Origin of the sequence: Nocardioides sp. Soil805, assembly GCF_001429625.1 — a bacterium.
Lineage (GTDB): Bacteria > Actinomycetota > Actinomycetes > Propionibacteriales > Nocardioidaceae > Nocardioides.
On the sequence record NZ_LMSU01000001.1, the window covers coordinates 248,820 to 263,867 of the forward strand.

A 15,048-nucleotide genomic window follows, 5' to 3' on the forward strand; every position below is an offset into this window, starting at 1 on the left:
GTCTATCGACGCGTCGGCGAATCCACGAACCGGCTCGTGGCGCTCAGGCGGGACGGACGACGAGCTCGAGCGCCTGCCGGTAGCCGTCGACTCCCTGTCCCGCGATCGTGGCCACCGCGTGCGGCTCCACGACCGAGTGGTGCCGGAACTCCTCGGGCCGTTGCTTCGGGTCGGAGATGTGCACCTCGACCAGTGGCGCCGTCAGCTGGGCGCACGCGTCCCACAGTGCGAGCGAGTAGTGCGTCCAGGCGCCGGCGTTGAGGACCACGGCGTGGCCCTCGTCGGCGGCGGCGTTGAGCCAGTCGAGCAGCTCGCCCTCGTGGTTGGTCTGGCGCACCTCGACGGCGAGCCCGAGCTCGCGGCCCCACGCCTCGCACTGCGCGGCGAGCTCGTCGTGGGTGGTGCGCCCGTAGATCTCCGGCTGGCGGCGGCCGAGGCGTCCGAGGTTGGGGCCGTTGAGCACCAGCACGGTGCGCGCCGACGTCACCGGTCGCCGCCGATGGCGGTCCACGCGGCACGCAGGTGCTCCTCCGAGGGGCCCGCCAGGATCCGCGGCACGGCCAGGTCGTCGAGCACCACGAAGCGCAGCTGGTCGCCGCGGGACTTCTTGTCGACCTTCATCGCCGCGTGCAGCTCGTCGAAGGAGGCGCCGGCGTAGCCCGTGGGCAGCCCGACGCGGCCGAAGACGGCACGGTGCCGCTCGACCAGGGCAGGGTCGAGGGACCCCGCCCGGGCGGCCAGCTCGGCGACGTACACGCTCCCGATGGACACGGCCTCGCCGTGCCGGACGGCGTACCCGCTGGCCCGCTCGATCGCGTGCGCGAGCGTGTGCCCGTAGTTGAGGACCTCGCGGCCGGGGTGGCCGTCGCGGCCGCCGGTCTCGCGCAGGTCGTCGACGACGACGTCGATCTTGACCCGGATGGCGCGCTCGACGAGCTCGCGCAGCACCGCCGAGCCCGCGGTCAGGTCGGCGGGGTCGGTGGTCTCCACGAGCTCGAGGATCGCCGGGTCGGCGATGAAGCCGCACTTGACGACCTCCCCCAGGCCGGACGCCAGCTCCTCGGCGGGCAGCGACGCCAGCAGGTCCAGGTCGCACAGCACCCCGGCGGGCTCGTGGAAGGAGCCGACGAGGTTCTTGCCGGCGCCGGTGTTGATGCCGGTCTTGCCCCCGACGGCCGCGTCCACCATGCCGAGCACGGTGGTGGGCACGTGCACGACGCGTACGCCGCGCAGCCAGGTCGCGGCCACGAAGCCGCCCAGGTCGGTGGTCGCGCCACCGCCGAAGGTCACCACGGCGTCCGAGCGGGTGAAGCCCGCCTCCCCCAGGGCCTCCCAGCAGTCGGAGGCGACCGGAGCGGTCTTGGCCGCCTCGCCCTCGGGCAGGCCCAGGGCGAGCACGTCGTAGTGGTCGACGAGCGCGTCGACGACGGGCTGCACGAGCTCGCCGAGCTGTCCGGCGTACAGGACCGCGACCCGCTGGACGGACGTGCCCAGCACCTCCGGCAGCCGGTCGGCGAGGCCGTGGCCCACCACCACGTCGTACCCTTCGGCGGGCTCAGGACGGCGCGTCGAGGCGCCGCCGACGTGCAGGACGGTGTCGCTCGTGGTCATGACAGGGCCTCCGTGATCCGGGCCGCGACCTCGTCGGGGGTGCGGTCGTCGGTGTCGACGACCAGGGTGGCCACCGACTCGTAGACGGGGGTGCGCTCGTCGAGCAGCGTCTTGATGCGCGAGCGCACGTTGCCCAGCAGCAGCGGCCGGCCGACCCCGAGCCCGACGCGCTTGACGGCCTCGGAGAGGCCCACCCGGAGGAAGACGACCCGGTGGCCGGTCAGCATCGACCGGGTGGCCGGGTCCAGCACGGCCCCGCCGCCCAGGGCGAGGACGCCGTCGTGTGTGGCGAGGGCGTCGGCGACCGCGATCGCCTCGAGGGCGCGGAAGTGCTTCTCACCGGACTCGACGAAGATGTCGGCGATGGTGCGGCCGGAGATCGCCTCGATGTCGGTGTCGGTGTCGCGGACCTCGAGCCCCCAGGCCTCGCCCAGCAGGGCCGCGACGGTGGACTTGCCCGCTCCCATCGGCCCGACGAGCACGACCCGGGGACCGGTGGCGGGCTCGGACACGGGCTCGCTCACGGGGTGGGTCATCGGAACCTCAGCGTGTCCAGGTAGCTCTCGGCGTTGCGCCGGGTCTCGCGCACGGAGTCCCCGCCGAACTTCTCCAGCACGGCGTCGGCGAGCACCAGGGCGACCATCGCCTCGGCGACGATCCCGGCGGCGGGCACGGCGCAGACGTCGGAGCGCTGGTGGTGGGCCACCGCCTCCTCGCCGGTCGCGACGTCGACGGTGCGCAGGGCGCGCGGCACGGTCGCGATCGGCTTCATCGCGGCCCGCACGCGCAGCACCTCGCCAGTGGTCATCCCGCCCTCGGTGCCGCCGGAGCGCCCCGTGGTGCGGCGGAGCCCGTCGGGGGTGGGGACGATCTCGTCGTGGGCCAGCGACCCCGGCGTGGCGGCGAGGTCGAAGCCGTCGCCGACCTCGACGCCCTTGATGGCCTGGATGCCCATGAGGGCACCGGCCAGCCGCGCGTCGAGGCGCCGGTCCCAGTGGACGTGCGAGCCCAGGCCCGGCGGCAGGCCGTGGACGACGACCTCGACGACGCCGCCGAGGGTGTCGCCGTCCTTGTGGGCCTGGTCGATGCGGGCGACCATCGCCGCGCTGGCCTCGGGGTCCAGGCAGCGCACCGGGTCGGCGTCGAGCCGCTCCTGGTCACCGGGCCCGGGCACCGATCCCGCCGGCGCGGCCACGCCACCGAGCTCGACGACGTGGCTGACCACCTCGGCGCCGACCGCCTGGTGCAGGAAGTGGGTGGCGACGCGACCCAGGGCGACCCGGGCGGCGGTCTCGCGCGCGGACGCGCGCTCGAGGATGGGCCGGGCCTCGTCGAAGTCGTACTTCTGCATGCCGACGAGGTCGGCGTGGCCGGGACGGGGCCGGGTGAGGGCCGCGTTGCGGGCCAGGGCGTCCAGCTCGAGGGGGTCGACCGGGTCGGCCGACATGACCTTGTCCCACTTGGGCCACTCGGTGTTGCCGACCTGGATGGCGACCGGCCCACCCTGGGTCTCGCCGTGGCGGACGCCGCCGACGACGGTGACCTCGTCGGCCTCGAACTTCATCCGCGCGCCCCGGCCGTAGCCCAGCCGGCGTCGCGCCAGGGCGTCGGAGATGTCGTCGGAGGTGACACGGACATGGGCGGGCATCCCCTCGAGGATGGCGACCAGGGAGGGGCCGTGGGACTCGCCCGCGGTGAGCCAACGCAGCATGCGGTCAGTCTTTCACGCGGTACGACGGCGCCGACGCCCGTCCTCGGGCGGCGAGATCAGCCCCAGAGGACGCCGGCCAGCGCGGGGCCCCAGACCAGGCCGACGAGCGCGCCCCCGGCCATGAAGGGGCCGAAGGGGAACGCCTGGCGCAGCAGCGCCCGGTCGCGGCGTACGACGGCGAGCAGCAGGCCGGGGACCGCGAAGCCCACGAAGCCCACCCACACCCCGATGGCCACCGTCCCCCACCCGACCCAGCCGAGGACGAGGCCCACCAGGGCGGCCAGGCGGACGTCGCCGAACCCCATGCCCGCCGACCGCACGAACCACAGCAGCCAGAAGAACGAGCGGACGGCGACCATCGCCACCAGCGCCCGCACCAGGGCGTCCCGCTCCCCCGTCGCCAGCCCGACCGCGACCACGGCGACGACCGCGGCCAGGGTGGCCGGGAGCACGACGACCCGGGGCAGCAGCCGGGTGTGCCAGTCGATCCAGGACAGGGCCACGGTGACCGGCACGAGGGGCACCAGCCACACCAGCGGCCAGTCCCACCCCGTCGCCGCGCCGATCACCGCGCCGGAGACCAGTGACACGAGCGCCGCCGTCACGGCCAGGTGCGGCCGGGCCGCGAGGTCGGCGTACAGCGGCTTGGGGTCCTCGGCCACCGGGCGTGCCGGCTCGGGCCGGGCGTCCTCGGACCCGGCGTCCTCGGACCCGGCGTCCTCGAGCCCGGCGTCCACGGGCTCGGGTCCGGGGTCATCGCGCGGAGCCGGCTCCGGGATCGCGGCGACCAACCGGGGCACCAGCAGCCCGAGGGCGCCGGACAGGACGCCCGCGACGACGGCCGCGAGCAGGACGTCGCTCACGGGACCGCCCGCTCGGCGAGCGCCCGCTCCCCGGCCGCCCGCATGGCGGCCACCGGGGCGGGCTGGCCGGTGAACAGCTCGAACTGCACCGCGGCCTGGTGGATGAGCAGGTCGAGACCGCTGACCAGGACCCGATCGCCCGCCGACGCGGCCAGCGGCGTGGGCCACGGGTGGTAGAGCACGTCGAAGACGACGCCGGCGTCTCGGCACCGCGCCACCAGTCGGTGGTCCTGGGCGTCGGCCGGGACGGTCGAGGCCACCAGGTCGACCTCGAGGGGGGCGGGGTCGTCGAGCAGCCCGACCACCACGTCGGGCCGGCCGGGGTGGCCGGCGAGCGCCTCGCGCGTCTCCGCCGCCCGCGCCGGGTCGCGGACCAGCAGCGCCAGCGACCGCACCCCCAGGTCGGCCAGGGCCAGGCCGACGGAGGTCGCCGTGGCCCCCCCGCCCAGGATCGCGGCGGAGGCGAGGTGGGCGCCGGTGCGCTGGCGGATCGCGGCGATGGCTCCCGGTACGTCGGTGTTGTCGCCGAGCAGGCGGCCGTCCTCGAGCAGGACGGTGTTGACCGCGCCCGCGAGGCGGGCCCGCTCGGTGAGGTCGTCGACCAGCGCGACGGCCTCACGCTTGAGCGGCATGGTGAGCGACAGCCCGCGCCACTGCGGCCCCAGGCCGGCCACGAAGTCCGCGAGCCCGCCGGAGGCGACGCGGTGCGCGTCGTACTCCCAGTCCAGTCCCAGCTCGGCGTAGCCGGCCCGGTGCAGCGTCGGCGACAGCGAGTGGGCGATCGGGTCGCCCAGCACGCCGCACCGGCGCGCCCGGCCCTCCAGCACCCCCATCAGCAGGCGTCGGAGGTGGTGCAGTACTCCGTGTACTCGTCCTTGTAGGTGAGGAACTCGTCGTAGGTCTCGGCGAACTTGGTCTCGCCGGTCGCGAGGTCGACCGTCACGTAGTAGTACCAGTCCCCCGGCTCCGGGTCGGCCGCTGCCGCGATGGCGTCGTCGCCCGGGGCCTCGATCGGCGTCGGGGGCAGTCCGGCCCGGGTGTAGGTGTTGTACGGCGTGTCCTGCTGGAGCTGCTCGGTGGTCAGCGCCACCCCCAGCTCCTGGTCGAGTCCGTAGTTGACGCTGGCGTCGATCTGCAGCAGCCCGTTGGTGCCGGCCTTGTCGCCCGGACCGTCGAGGCGGTTGAAGATGACCCGCGCGATCTTGGGCATGTCGTCGCCGCGACCCTCGGCCTCGACGAGCGAGGCGATGACCATCAGCTCGGCCGGCGTCTTGCCCAGCTCGGCGGCGGCCTCCTCCAGGCCCGCGTCGTCGGCGGCCTGGCGCCACCGGGCGACCATGGCGGTGAGGACGTCCTTGGGCTTGTCCTTCGGACCGATCTCGTACGTCGCGGGGAACAGGTAGCCCTCCGGGTTGCCGCCGGCGTAGTCGGGCAGCCCGATGTCCTGGGTCAGGGCCTTGCGCCACTTCGCGGCCCCGAAGTCGGTCTCCTCGCCGAGCAGCGTGACGACGTCCTCGACACGCATGCCCTCGGGCACCGTGACTGTGCTCTTGACCTGGTTGCCCGGGTCGAGGAGGACCTCGAGCGCGTCGTCGGCCTTCATCTCCTTCTTCAGCTCGTAGAAGCCCACCTGGATGCCGGCGGAGTCGGGGTCGGCAGCGGCCGCGTCGAGGAACGCCTGCACGGACGCGACGACGTTCTTGGCCTTGAGGTTGCGGCCCATCTCGGCGGTGGTGTCGCCCTCCTCGACCTCGAAGGTCACCGAGCCCCGGCCCGGGCCCGGGTAGTCCTCGGCGGAGGAGAACTGGTCGGAGACCCAGTCGACGCCGCGGGTGACGGCGACGTAGAACCCGCCGACGAGCACCGCGAGCGCGACGATGACGGCGAGGCAGCCGGAGACGCCGCGCTTCTTGCGGCGCCGGCCCCCCTCGTAGGGGACCGTCTCGTCGGTCTCGAGGGCCTCGTCGGCCTCCTCGGTCTCGACGACCTCGTCGGAGTACTGCTGCTCGTCATTCATCGCTGACCTCGACGATCTCTCCGGGCGCGTTGCCACTGGCCCGTTCGGTGTCCAAGGCGTGCTGGAGGATCAGGACGGCAGCCGCCTGGTCCACCACGGCACGCCGTGCTGCTCCCTTGCGACCCCGGTCGCGGAGCATGGACTCCGCCGACACCGTGGTCAAGCGCTCATCACACAGCCTCACGGGCACGGGATCAATCTGCCGCGCCAGCCGCGCCGCGAAGTCGCGGACCTTAGCCGCCGCCGGGCCCTCGCCGCCGGAGAGCGACCGGGGCAGCCCCACGACGACCTCGACGGCCTCCTCCTCGGCGATGATCCGGCGCAGCCGGGACAGGTCGCCCCGCCCGCGGCGGACGGTCTCCACGGGCGTGGCCAGGAAGCCGGAGGGGTCGCTGCGCGCGACCCCGATCCGGGCGTCCCCGGGGTCGATGCCGACCCTCACGCCGGTGCGCACGTCCCTCTCCCGCCTCTAGCCCTGGCCGGCCATCCGGGCGACCTCGCCCGGGACCAGGCCGAGGGCCTCGTCGAGGCGGGTCGCGTCGGACCCACCGCCCTGGGCGACGTCGTCCTTGCCACCGCCGCGACCGCCGATGAGGCCGCCCACGGTGCGGACCAGCTCGTTGGCGCTGACCCCGCGCTCGCGCCCGGCGTCGTTGACCGCGGCGACCAGCGCCACCTTGCCGTCGACGACTCCGGCGACCACCACGGCCCCGGCGCGCTCGAGCCGCCCGCGCACGTCGAGGGCCAGGGTGCGGACGTCGCCGCCGCCGATGCCCTCGGCCCGGTGCACGACGACGGCCACGCCGTCGACGTCGACCGCCTGCGCGGCCAGCTGGCCGCCGCCGGCGAGCAGCTGGGAGGTGCGGGCGCGGTCCAGCTCCTTCTCCGCGGCGCGCAGCCGCTCGGTGAGGTCCTGGACCCGACCGACGAGGTCGTCGGGCTGGGTCTTCAGCAGCCCGGTGAGCTGCGCGACCACGTCGCGCTCGCGGGCGAGGTAGGCGAAGCCCTCCACCCCGGTCAGCGCCTCGATGCGGCGGTTGCCGGAGCCGACGCTCGCCTCACCGGTCACAACGACGGTGCCGATCTGCGAGGAGTGCTCGACGTGCGTGCCGCCGCAGAGCTCGCGCGACCAGGGGCCGCCGATCTCCACGACCCGCACCTTGGTGTTGTCGTAGGTCTCGCCGAAGAGCGCGATCGCGCCCCACTCCTTGGCCTGCTCCAGGGTCATGTACTGCCAGCCCACCGGCAGGTCGGCCCGCAGCGCCTGCTGCGAGACCTGCTCGATGTCGCGGACCTGCTCAGGGCTCAGCGCCTGGGTCCACCCGAAGTCCAGGCGCAGGTAGCCGGGCCGGTTGTACGAGCCCGACTGGAGCGCCGTGGGGCCGAGCACCTCGCGCAGCGCGGCGTGCACCACGTGCGTGCCGGAGTGCGCCTGGCGGGCACCGGTGCGCCACTCGGGGTCGACGCGGGCGTGGAGCAGGGCGTCGGGGTGGAGCTCGCCCTCCACCACCCGCACCTGGTGCACGACCAGGCCGCGCACCGGGCGCTGCACGTCGAGGACCTCGAGGCGGCCGCCGTCGAAGTCGATGGTGCCGGCGTCGGCCACCTGGCCACCGGACTCGGCGTAGAACGGGGTGCGGTCCAGGACCAGCTCGCCGACCTCGCCCTCGGCGAGCGCGGGCACGGCGGAGGCGCCGCTCAGCACGGCCAGGGCCCGCGACTCGGTCTCGAGGGTCTCGTAGGCCAACCACTCGGTGGGGCCGTGCGCGTCGAGGATGCCCCGGTAGAGGCCGGTGTCGGTGTGCCCGCCCTTCTTCGCGCGGGCGTCGGCCTTGGCGCGCTCGCGCTGCTCGGCCATCAGGCCCCGGAAGCCGACCTCGTCGACGGACAGACCCTGCTCGGAGGCCATCTCCAGGGTCAGGTCGATCGGGAAGCCGTAGGTGTCGTGGAGGGCGAAGGCGCGCTCCCCGGACAGGGTGGTGCCTCCGGTCTGCTTCACCTCGCCGGCCGCGAGGTCGAAGATCTGGGTGCCGGCCTGGAGGGTCTTGCGGAACGTCTCCTCCTCGCCGTAGGCCACCCGCGCGATCCGCTCCCAGTCGCGGGTCAGGTCGCCGTAGGTCTCGGCCATCTTGTCGCGGCTGACCGGCATCAGCTCGGGCAGCGCCGGGTCGTCGTACCCGAGGAGGCGCATCGAGCGCACGGCCCGGCGCAGCAGCCGGCGCAGGACGTAGCCGCGGCCCTCGTTGCCCGGGGTCACACCGTCGCCGATGAGCATCATCGAGGAGCGGACATGGTCGGCGACCACCCGGAAGCGGACGTCGTCGTCGTGGTCGACGCCGTAGCGCTTGCCGGAGAGCTCCATCGCGCGCTCGATCACGGGGAACATCACGTCGATCTCGTACATGTTGGCCTTGCCCTGGAGCAGGTAGGCGACCCGCTCGAGGCCCATGCCGGTGTCGATGTTCTTCTTCGGCAGCGAGCCCGCGATGTCGAAGTCCTCCTTGGACCGCACCGCGGAGAGCTCGTCCTGCATGAAGACGAGGTTCCAGATCTCCAGGTAGCGGTCCTCGAGCTTCTCGGGCATCGACAGGCGCGTGGTCGTCGCGAACTCGCCGTCGGGCCCGTACTCGTCGCCGCGGTCGTAGAGGATCTCCGAGCACGGGCCGCCGGGGCCGGGGACGCCCATCGACCAGTAGTTCTCGCGTGGGCCGAGCTTGACGATCCGGCTGGACGGCAGGCCGGTGACCTTCATCCACAGCTCGAGGGCCTCGTCGTCGCCCTGGAGGATGCTCGGCCACAGCCGGTCCGCCTCGAGGCCGAAGCCGCCGTCGGCAACGGACTTGGTGACCAGGTCCCACGCCAGCTCGATGGCACCTTCCTTGAAGTAGTCGCCGAAGGAGAAGTTGCCGCACATCTCGAAGAACGTGCCGTGCCGGGTGGTCTTGCCGACGTCCTCGATGTCGGGCGTGCGCACGCACTTCTGCACGCTGGTCGCGCGGGTGTACGGCGGCGTCTCCTGGCCCAGGAAGTAGGGCTTGAAGGGCACCATCCCGGCCGGCACGAAGAGCAGGTTGGGGTCGTCGGCGAGGAGGCTCGCGGACGGCACGGCCGTGTGCCCTGCCGCCTCGAAGTGCGAGACGAAGCGGCGGCGGATCTCGGACGTGTCCATCAGGTGTCTTCCTCTGTGTCGGTCGTGGTGGTGCGAGCACCCGTCAGCTCGGGGATGCCGTGGGGCACCAGGCCCAGGCGCTCGCGCAGCTCGGTCTCCTTCTCGGCCTGTCCCGCCGCGACCTCGTCGCGGAACATCCGCGCGCCGACCGCCAGACCGCTGAGGCGGTCCCGGAGGCCGTCGGCGGTGAGGGACTCGGCCACCCTGCGGGCGCGGGTGAGGGCATAGGCACCTGCTCCCGCTCCGGCGACGAACCAGAACGTCCTGGCCATCAGGCAGCGTCCCCCTCGTCGCGTGCCCCGGCCATCCGGGCTCGCTCGCGTGCCTGCAGGTCGCGCAGCGCCGCCTTGAGGTCGCTGCGCCGCTGCCTGCGCGACCGCTTGACCTCGCGCCGCACCTCGAAGCGGATGCGGTTGCGCGCCTCGGGGGCCATCGCGCGCCGCAGCCCGTGGGCGAGGCCGGCCGCCTTGATGACGCCCTCGCGGGCCACGATGTCGGCGAAGACCGCCCGGTCGATGCGCCCCGGCACGGCGTCGGGGCGCCGGTCGTCGAAGCCCCCGTCGCGGTCGTCGTCGGGGTCGGTGATGCCGGTGATGACGTACGACGCCGCCGGCTCGGCCGGGTGCGGCTCGCGCGCCGCGGCGCGCTCGCCCCGCTCGGCGAGCGCGGCCTCGAGGGCGGCGACGCGATCGGCCAGCGCGTCCTGCCGCCGGCCGGAGCGTCGTACGGCGAGGGCGAGGGCGAGCACGACGACGAGCAGGAGCAGCGCCACGGCGCCTCCTGCTGCCGGCCAGATCTGCTCGGAGCTCACCCGGCGACCCTATCGTCCGCGCACGAGGCGCCGGATCCGCTCCCACCGCTCCTTGACCGCGGCCTCCGCGCCCAGCGCCGTCGGGCGGTAGTAGGTCGCGTCCTCGACGACCTCCGGGGCGTACTGCTGCTCGGCGACGCCGAAGGGCTCGTCGTGGGGATAGACGTAGGTCTTGCCGTGCCCGATCTTCTGCGCGCCGGCGTAGTGGGCGTCGCGCAGGTGCGGGGGGACCTGCCCGATCCGCCCGGCCCGCACGTCCGCGCTGGCGGCGTCGATCGCCATGGTGACGGCGTTGGACTTGGGCGCCACGGCGAGCGCGATCGTGGCCTGCGCCAGGTTGAGCCGTGCCTCGGGCATCCCGATGAGCTGCACCGCCTGGGCAGCCGCCACGGCGGTGGTGAGCGCCGTGGGGTCGGCCAGGCCGATGTCCTCGCTCGCCGAGATGACCAGGCGGCGGGCGATGAAGCGCGGGTCCTCCCCTGCCTCCATCATCCGGGCGAGGTAGTGCAGCGCGGCGTCCGCGTCGGAGCCGCGGATGGACTTGATGAAGGCGCTGATGACGTCGTAGTGCTGGTCGCCCTGGCGGTCGTAGCGCACCGCGGCCTGGTCGACCGCGGTCTCGGCGGTGGCCAGGTCGATGTGCGTCTCGGCGGCAGCGCCGGCCGCGGCCTCCAGGTAGGTGAGCACGCGACGGGCGTCTCCCCCGGCAAGCCGGACGAGGTGCGCCCGGGCGTCGTCGTCGAGCGTGTAGTCGCCGGCCAGGCCGCGCTCGTCGGCCAGCGCGTGGTCGACCACCGCGGAGACGTCGTCGTCGGTGAGCGACTCGAGGCGCAGCAGCAGGCTGCGGGAGAGCAGCGGGGAGATGACGGAGAAGAAAGGGTTCTCGGTGGTGGCGGCCACCAGCGTCACCCAGCGGTTCTCCACCCCGGGCAGGAGGGCGTCCTGCTGGGCCTTGGTGAAGCGGTGCACCTCGTCGACGAACAGCACCGTCTCCTGCCCGCCCCGGGCCAGCTCGGCGCGGGCGCTGTCGATGGCGGCGCGGACCTCCTTGACGCCGGCGGCCACCGCCGACACCTCGACGAAGCGGCGCTGCGTCTGCTGGCTGACGATGGAGGCGATCGTCGTCTTGCCGGTGCCGGGCGGGCCCCACAGGAGCAGCGACATCGACCGGTCGCCCTCGATGAGCTGGCGCAGCGGCGAGCCGGAAGCCCGCAGCTGCGACTGCCCGACGAGCTCGTCGAGGGTGCGCGGACGCATCCGCACCGCCAGCGGCGCAGACGAGTGCGTGTTGGCCGACAGAGATCCCGTGCCCGGGGGTGGTCCCCCGGACCCGGGAATGTCGAAGAGGCCCTCCACCGTCAGGCGGGGCCCGCCTGCGAGGTCATCCGGCGGGTCTTGACGTCGAACCAGTCCTTCTCGTAGCCGGGACCGGTCGGGACCTGGACGGCCTCGGGACCGGTGGACGACGGGCTGCCCTGGTCGTCGACGCCGAGCAGGCCCGCGGTGACCGGCGTGGCCGGGTGCTGACCGAGCTCGCCGGCGAAGTGGCAGGCGACCTTGTGGCGCGGGCCGACCTGGAGCAGAGGCGGCTCGACCTTGGCGCAGATCTCCTGGGCCAGCGGGCACCGGGTGCGGAACCGGCACCCGGACGGCGGGTTGATCGGGCTCGGAACGTCGCCCTCGAGGCGGATGCGCTCGCGACGACCGCCGATGGCGGCCTGCTTGACGTCCGGCACCGCCGACAGCAGCGCCTGCGTGTAGGGGTGGAACGGCGCGGCGTACAGGGTCTCGCGGTCGGCGATCTCGACGATCTTGCCGAGGTACATCACCGCGACCTCGGGACAGAAGTGGCGCACCACCGCGAGGTCGTGGGCGATGAAGAGGAACGCGATGTCGAACTCCTTCTGCAGGTCCTGCAGAAGGTTGATGACCTGCGCCTGGATCGACACGTCGAGCGCGGACACGGGCTCGTCGGCCACGAGCAGCTTGGGGTTGAGCGTCAGGGCGCGGGCGATGCCGATGCGCTGGCGCTGGCCGCCGGAGAACTCGTTGGGGTAGCGGTTGTAGTGCTCCGGGTTGAGGCCGACGACCTCGAGCAGCTCCTGGACGCGGGAGAGGACCTTGTTCTTCGGCACGATGCCGTGGACCTGGAGCGGCGCCCCCACGATCGCGCCGACGGTGTGCCGCGGGTTGAGCGAGGTGTAGGGGTCCTGGAAGATCATCTGCACGTCACGGCGCAGCGGCTTCATGGCGCGACTGGACAGCTTGGCGAGGTCCTGGCCCTCGAACATCATCGACCCGGCGGTGGGCGTGTAGAGGCGCGTGATGAGGCGACCGGTGGTCGACTTGCCGCAGCCCGACTCCCCCACGAGGCCCAGGGAGCCGCCCTTGGGCACCTGGAACGAGACGCCGTCGACGGCCTGGACGTGGCCGATGGTGCGGCGCACGAGTCCCGACGACTTCACCGGGAAGTACATCTTGAGGTCCTCGACCTCGAGCACCGCGGGCGCGTCCGGGTCGAGCCGGCTGGCGACGTGGCCCTCGAAGGCACCCGGGACGAGCACCTCGTTGTCGCTGTAGGCGTCGGCGTGCTCGTCGGTGCGCAGGTCACGCTCGCCGCTCTCGGCCGCGTCCGCACCCAGCTCGGTGGGCTCGATCTCGGCGCGGACGTTGGGGTCCTGGGTCATCGGATCTCCTCGACCAGGTCGGGCGCGATCTCCGGGAGGATCTCGGTCCGGTAGATCAGCTCGGGGTTGGGCAGGTGGCAGCGCTTGAGGTGGTTGGCCCCGGACGCGGCGGTGAGGGCGGGGAGCTCCGTGGCGCACAGGCCACCGGGGACCTTGTCCACGTGCGCGCAGCGCGGGTGGAAGGAGCACCCGGACGGCGGGCTGAGCAGGCTCGGCGGGTTGCCCGGGATGGGGATGAGCCGCGCGTCGGTGCTGGCCGCCACGTCCGGGATGCTGGAGAGCAGCCCCCACGTGTAGGGCATCTCGGGCTTGGTCAGGATCTGCTTCACCGTGCCGTACTCCACCGCGCGACCGGCGTACATGACCAGCACGTCGTCGGCCGTCTCGGCGATGACGCCGAGGTCGTGGGTGATGATCACGACGGCGGAGTTGAACTCCCGCTGGAGGTCCTGCAGCAGGTCGAGGATCTGCGCCTGGACGGTGACGTCGAGGGCGGTCGTCGGCTCGTCGGCGATGAGCAGCGACGGGTCGTTGATCAGGCCCATGGCGATCATCGCCCGCTGGCGCATACCGCCCGAGAACTGGTGCGGGAAGTCGTCGACGCGACGGTCCGGCTGCGGGATGCCGACACGGTCGAGCATCTCGATGGCCTTGCGGCGCGCGTCGCGCTTGGAGGCGCTCGGGTGGTGCACGAGGTAGGCCTCGGAGAGCTGGTTGCCGATCTTGTAGAACGGGTGCAGCGCGGCGAGGGCGTCCTGGAAGATCATCGACACCGAGTTACCGCGCAGCTTGCGCATGCGGGCCTCGGACAGGCCGACGACCTCAGTGCCGGCGACGCGGATGGAGCCGGTGATCTTGCTCGCCTTGGCGTCGTGCAGGCCGAGGACGGCGAGGCTGGAGACCGACTTGCCCGAGCCGGACTCACCCACGATGCCGAGGGTCTTGCCCATCTCGACGGAGTAGCTGAGTCCCTTGACGGCCGTCACCGGCCCGTCCTGGGTCGGGAACGTCACGGAGAGGTCCTCGACCACGAGGATCGGGCCGTCGGACTGCGGGCGCTCGCGCTGCCCGACGTGGGTCTCGGAAGGGGTCGTGGTCACGAAAGCCTCACCCTCGGGTCGAGGACGCTGTAGATCACGTCGACGATCAAGTTGGAGATGATCAGGAGTACGGCACTGAACAGGGCGGTGGCAGCCACCACGGGGAGGTCCTTTGCCTGGACCGCCTGGAGGCTCCAGAAGCCGATGCCGTTGATGTCGAAGATACGTTCGGTGAAGATCGTGCCCGCGAGCAGGGTGCCGAAGTCGATGCCGAAGATCGTCACGACGGGCACCAGGGCCGCACGGAGGCCGTGCTTGTAGACCACGGTGCGCTCCGGCAGGCCCTTGGCCCGCGCCGTACGGATGTAGTCCTCGCTGAGCGCCTCGACCATGGACCCGCGCGAGTACCGGGTGTACTGCGTGCATCCGAAGATGCCGAGCGCCACCCAGGCCAGGAACATGCCACCGAACCACTTGGCGGGGTTCTCGGTGATCGGGAAGTAGCCGGTGTCACTGACGAACGGCGCCTCCCACAGCACGGTGAGGTAGAGCCAGGTCAGCAGCGCGAAGAGGTAGTACGGGATGGAGCTGAGGAACAGGAAGCTCGACACCAGCGCCTTGTCGGCGACGCTGCCGCGTCTTCGCGCGGCCGCCACACCGATGGGGATGCCGAACAGGAGGTAGAGGAAGGCGCCGCCGATGGCCACCGAGACGGTGGCGGGCAGGCGCTCGACGAGCTCCTCGGAGACCGGCTGCTTGGTCAGGTAGGAGACGCCGAGGCAGGGAGCGTCGCACTCGTAGGTGGTGGACGCGATCTGGATGTCACGACCGACGAAGACGCCCTTGGCCCACTTGAGGTACTCCTCGTGGACGGGGTTGTCGAAGCCGAGGGTCCGCTCGTAGATCTCGATGCGGTTGCCGCACCGGTTGCTGGTCTCACGGTCACAGATGGTCTGCGCCGGGCTCGAGGGCCCGTACCAGAACAGCAGGAAGATGGCCATCGAGACCAAGGTGAGGACGAGCGCACCTGAGATCAACCGCTTGACGAGATAGGCGAACATCTCAGCCTCTCCGGGGGTGGTGGAAGTGTCTGGGCTGCCGAGTGGGGGCCCCGGTCTGGGACCCCCACCCGTCAGTTC

General features: G+C 72.7%; 15 protein-coding genes. All 15 read right to left on the bottom strand.

All coding sequences use genetic code 11. From position 1 onward, the window contains the following. Positions 1–43: 43 nt before the first annotated feature. The 15 genes from ASG94_RS01275 to ASG94_RS01345 all read right to left on the bottom strand — a co-directional run bounded on the left by ASG94_RS01275 (position 44) and on the right by ASG94_RS01345 (position 14,970). On the bottom strand, positions 44–487 hold the full coding sequence (locus tag ASG94_RS01275; protein WP_082624049.1) for a type II 3-dehydroquinate dehydratase: 444 nt from the start codon (positions 485–487) through the stop codon (positions 44–46). Beyond that, on the bottom strand, positions 484–1,611 hold the full coding sequence (gene aroB, locus ASG94_RS01280) for a 3-dehydroquinate synthase (RefSeq protein WP_056924635.1): 1,128 nt from the start codon (positions 1,609–1,611) through the stop codon (positions 484–486). The genes ASG94_RS01275 and aroB overlap by 4 nt, the downstream gene beginning before the upstream one ends. After that, positions 1,608–2,135 carry a shikimate kinase gene (locus ASG94_RS01285; protein ID WP_442938453.1) on the bottom strand — a complete coding sequence of 176 codons (528 nt, stop codon included), beginning with the start codon at positions 2,133–2,135 and terminating at the stop codon, positions 1,608–1,610. Before ASG94_RS01285 ends, aroB begins: the two co-directional genes overlap by 4 nt. A gap of 8 nt (positions 2,136–2,143) precedes the next feature. Further along, positions 2,144–3,322 carry a chorismate synthase gene (gene aroC / locus ASG94_RS01290; protein WP_056924637.1) on the bottom strand — a complete coding sequence of 393 codons (1,179 nt, stop codon included), beginning with the start codon at positions 3,320–3,322 and terminating at the stop codon, positions 2,144–2,146. 56 nt (positions 3,323–3,378) lie between these two features. Beyond that, positions 3,379–4,185, bottom strand: a complete 807-nt coding sequence (locus tag ASG94_RS01295; RefSeq protein ID WP_056924638.1) for a prepilin peptidase — start codon at positions 4,183–4,185, stop codon at positions 3,379–3,381. Continuing rightward, positions 4,182–5,018, bottom strand: a complete 837-nt coding sequence (locus ASG94_RS01300) for a shikimate dehydrogenase (RefSeq protein WP_056924639.1) — start codon at positions 5,016–5,018, stop codon at positions 4,182–4,184. The genes ASG94_RS01295 and ASG94_RS01300 overlap by 4 nt, the downstream gene beginning before the upstream one ends. After that, the gene (mltG, locus tag ASG94_RS01305) at positions 5,018–6,202 is read right to left on the bottom strand and encodes an endolytic transglycosylase MltG (protein WP_056924640.1); all 1,185 of its coding nucleotides are present in this window, start codon (positions 6,200–6,202) and stop codon (positions 5,018–5,020) included. The genes ASG94_RS01300 and mltG overlap by 1 nt, the downstream gene beginning before the upstream one ends. Continuing rightward, positions 6,195–6,656 (bottom strand): Holliday junction resolvase RuvX, encoded by a 462-nt coding sequence (gene ruvX / locus ASG94_RS01310; protein ID WP_056924641.1) that lies wholly within the window; start codon positions 6,654–6,656, stop codon positions 6,195–6,197. Before ruvX ends, mltG begins: the two co-directional genes overlap by 8 nt. Before the next feature lie 15 nt (positions 6,657–6,671). Beyond that, positions 6,672–9,371, bottom strand: coding sequence for an alanine--tRNA ligase (gene alaS, locus ASG94_RS01315; RefSeq protein WP_056924642.1), 2,700 nt, complete (start codon positions 9,369–9,371; stop codon positions 6,672–6,674). Further along, complete coding sequence (locus ASG94_RS01320) at positions 9,371–9,643, bottom strand: DUF6167 family protein (RefSeq protein WP_056924643.1); 273 nt, start codon at positions 9,641–9,643, stop codon at positions 9,371–9,373. Before ASG94_RS01320 ends, alaS begins: the two co-directional genes overlap by 1 nt. Then, the gene (locus tag ASG94_RS01325) at positions 9,643–10,182 is read right to left on the bottom strand and encodes a hypothetical protein (RefSeq protein ID WP_156411369.1); all 540 of its coding nucleotides are present in this window, start codon (positions 10,180–10,182) and stop codon (positions 9,643–9,645) included. Before ASG94_RS01325 ends, ASG94_RS01320 begins: the two co-directional genes overlap by 1 nt. A gap of 9 nt (positions 10,183–10,191) precedes the next feature. Continuing rightward, the gene (locus ASG94_RS01330; RefSeq protein WP_200958053.1) at positions 10,192–11,544 is read right to left on the bottom strand and encodes a replication-associated recombination protein A; all 1,353 of its coding nucleotides are present in this window, start codon (positions 11,542–11,544) and stop codon (positions 10,192–10,194) included. Further along, positions 11,541–12,659 (bottom strand): dipeptide ABC transporter ATP-binding protein, encoded by a 1,119-nt coding sequence (locus tag ASG94_RS01335; protein WP_235537205.1) that lies wholly within the window; start codon positions 12,657–12,659, stop codon positions 11,541–11,543. The genes ASG94_RS01330 and ASG94_RS01335 overlap by 4 nt, the downstream gene beginning before the upstream one ends. A gap of 206 nt (positions 12,660–12,865) precedes the next feature. Next, positions 12,866–13,969 carry an ABC transporter ATP-binding protein gene (locus tag ASG94_RS01340; RefSeq protein WP_056924645.1) on the bottom strand — a complete coding sequence of 368 codons (1,104 nt, stop codon included), beginning with the start codon at positions 13,967–13,969 and terminating at the stop codon, positions 12,866–12,868. Further along, positions 13,966–14,970 (bottom strand): ABC transporter permease, encoded by a 1,005-nt coding sequence (locus ASG94_RS01345; RefSeq protein ID WP_056924646.1) that lies wholly within the window; start codon positions 14,968–14,970, stop codon positions 13,966–13,968. The genes ASG94_RS01340 and ASG94_RS01345 overlap by 4 nt, the downstream gene beginning before the upstream one ends. Between the last annotated feature and the right edge of the window lie 78 nt (positions 14,971–15,048).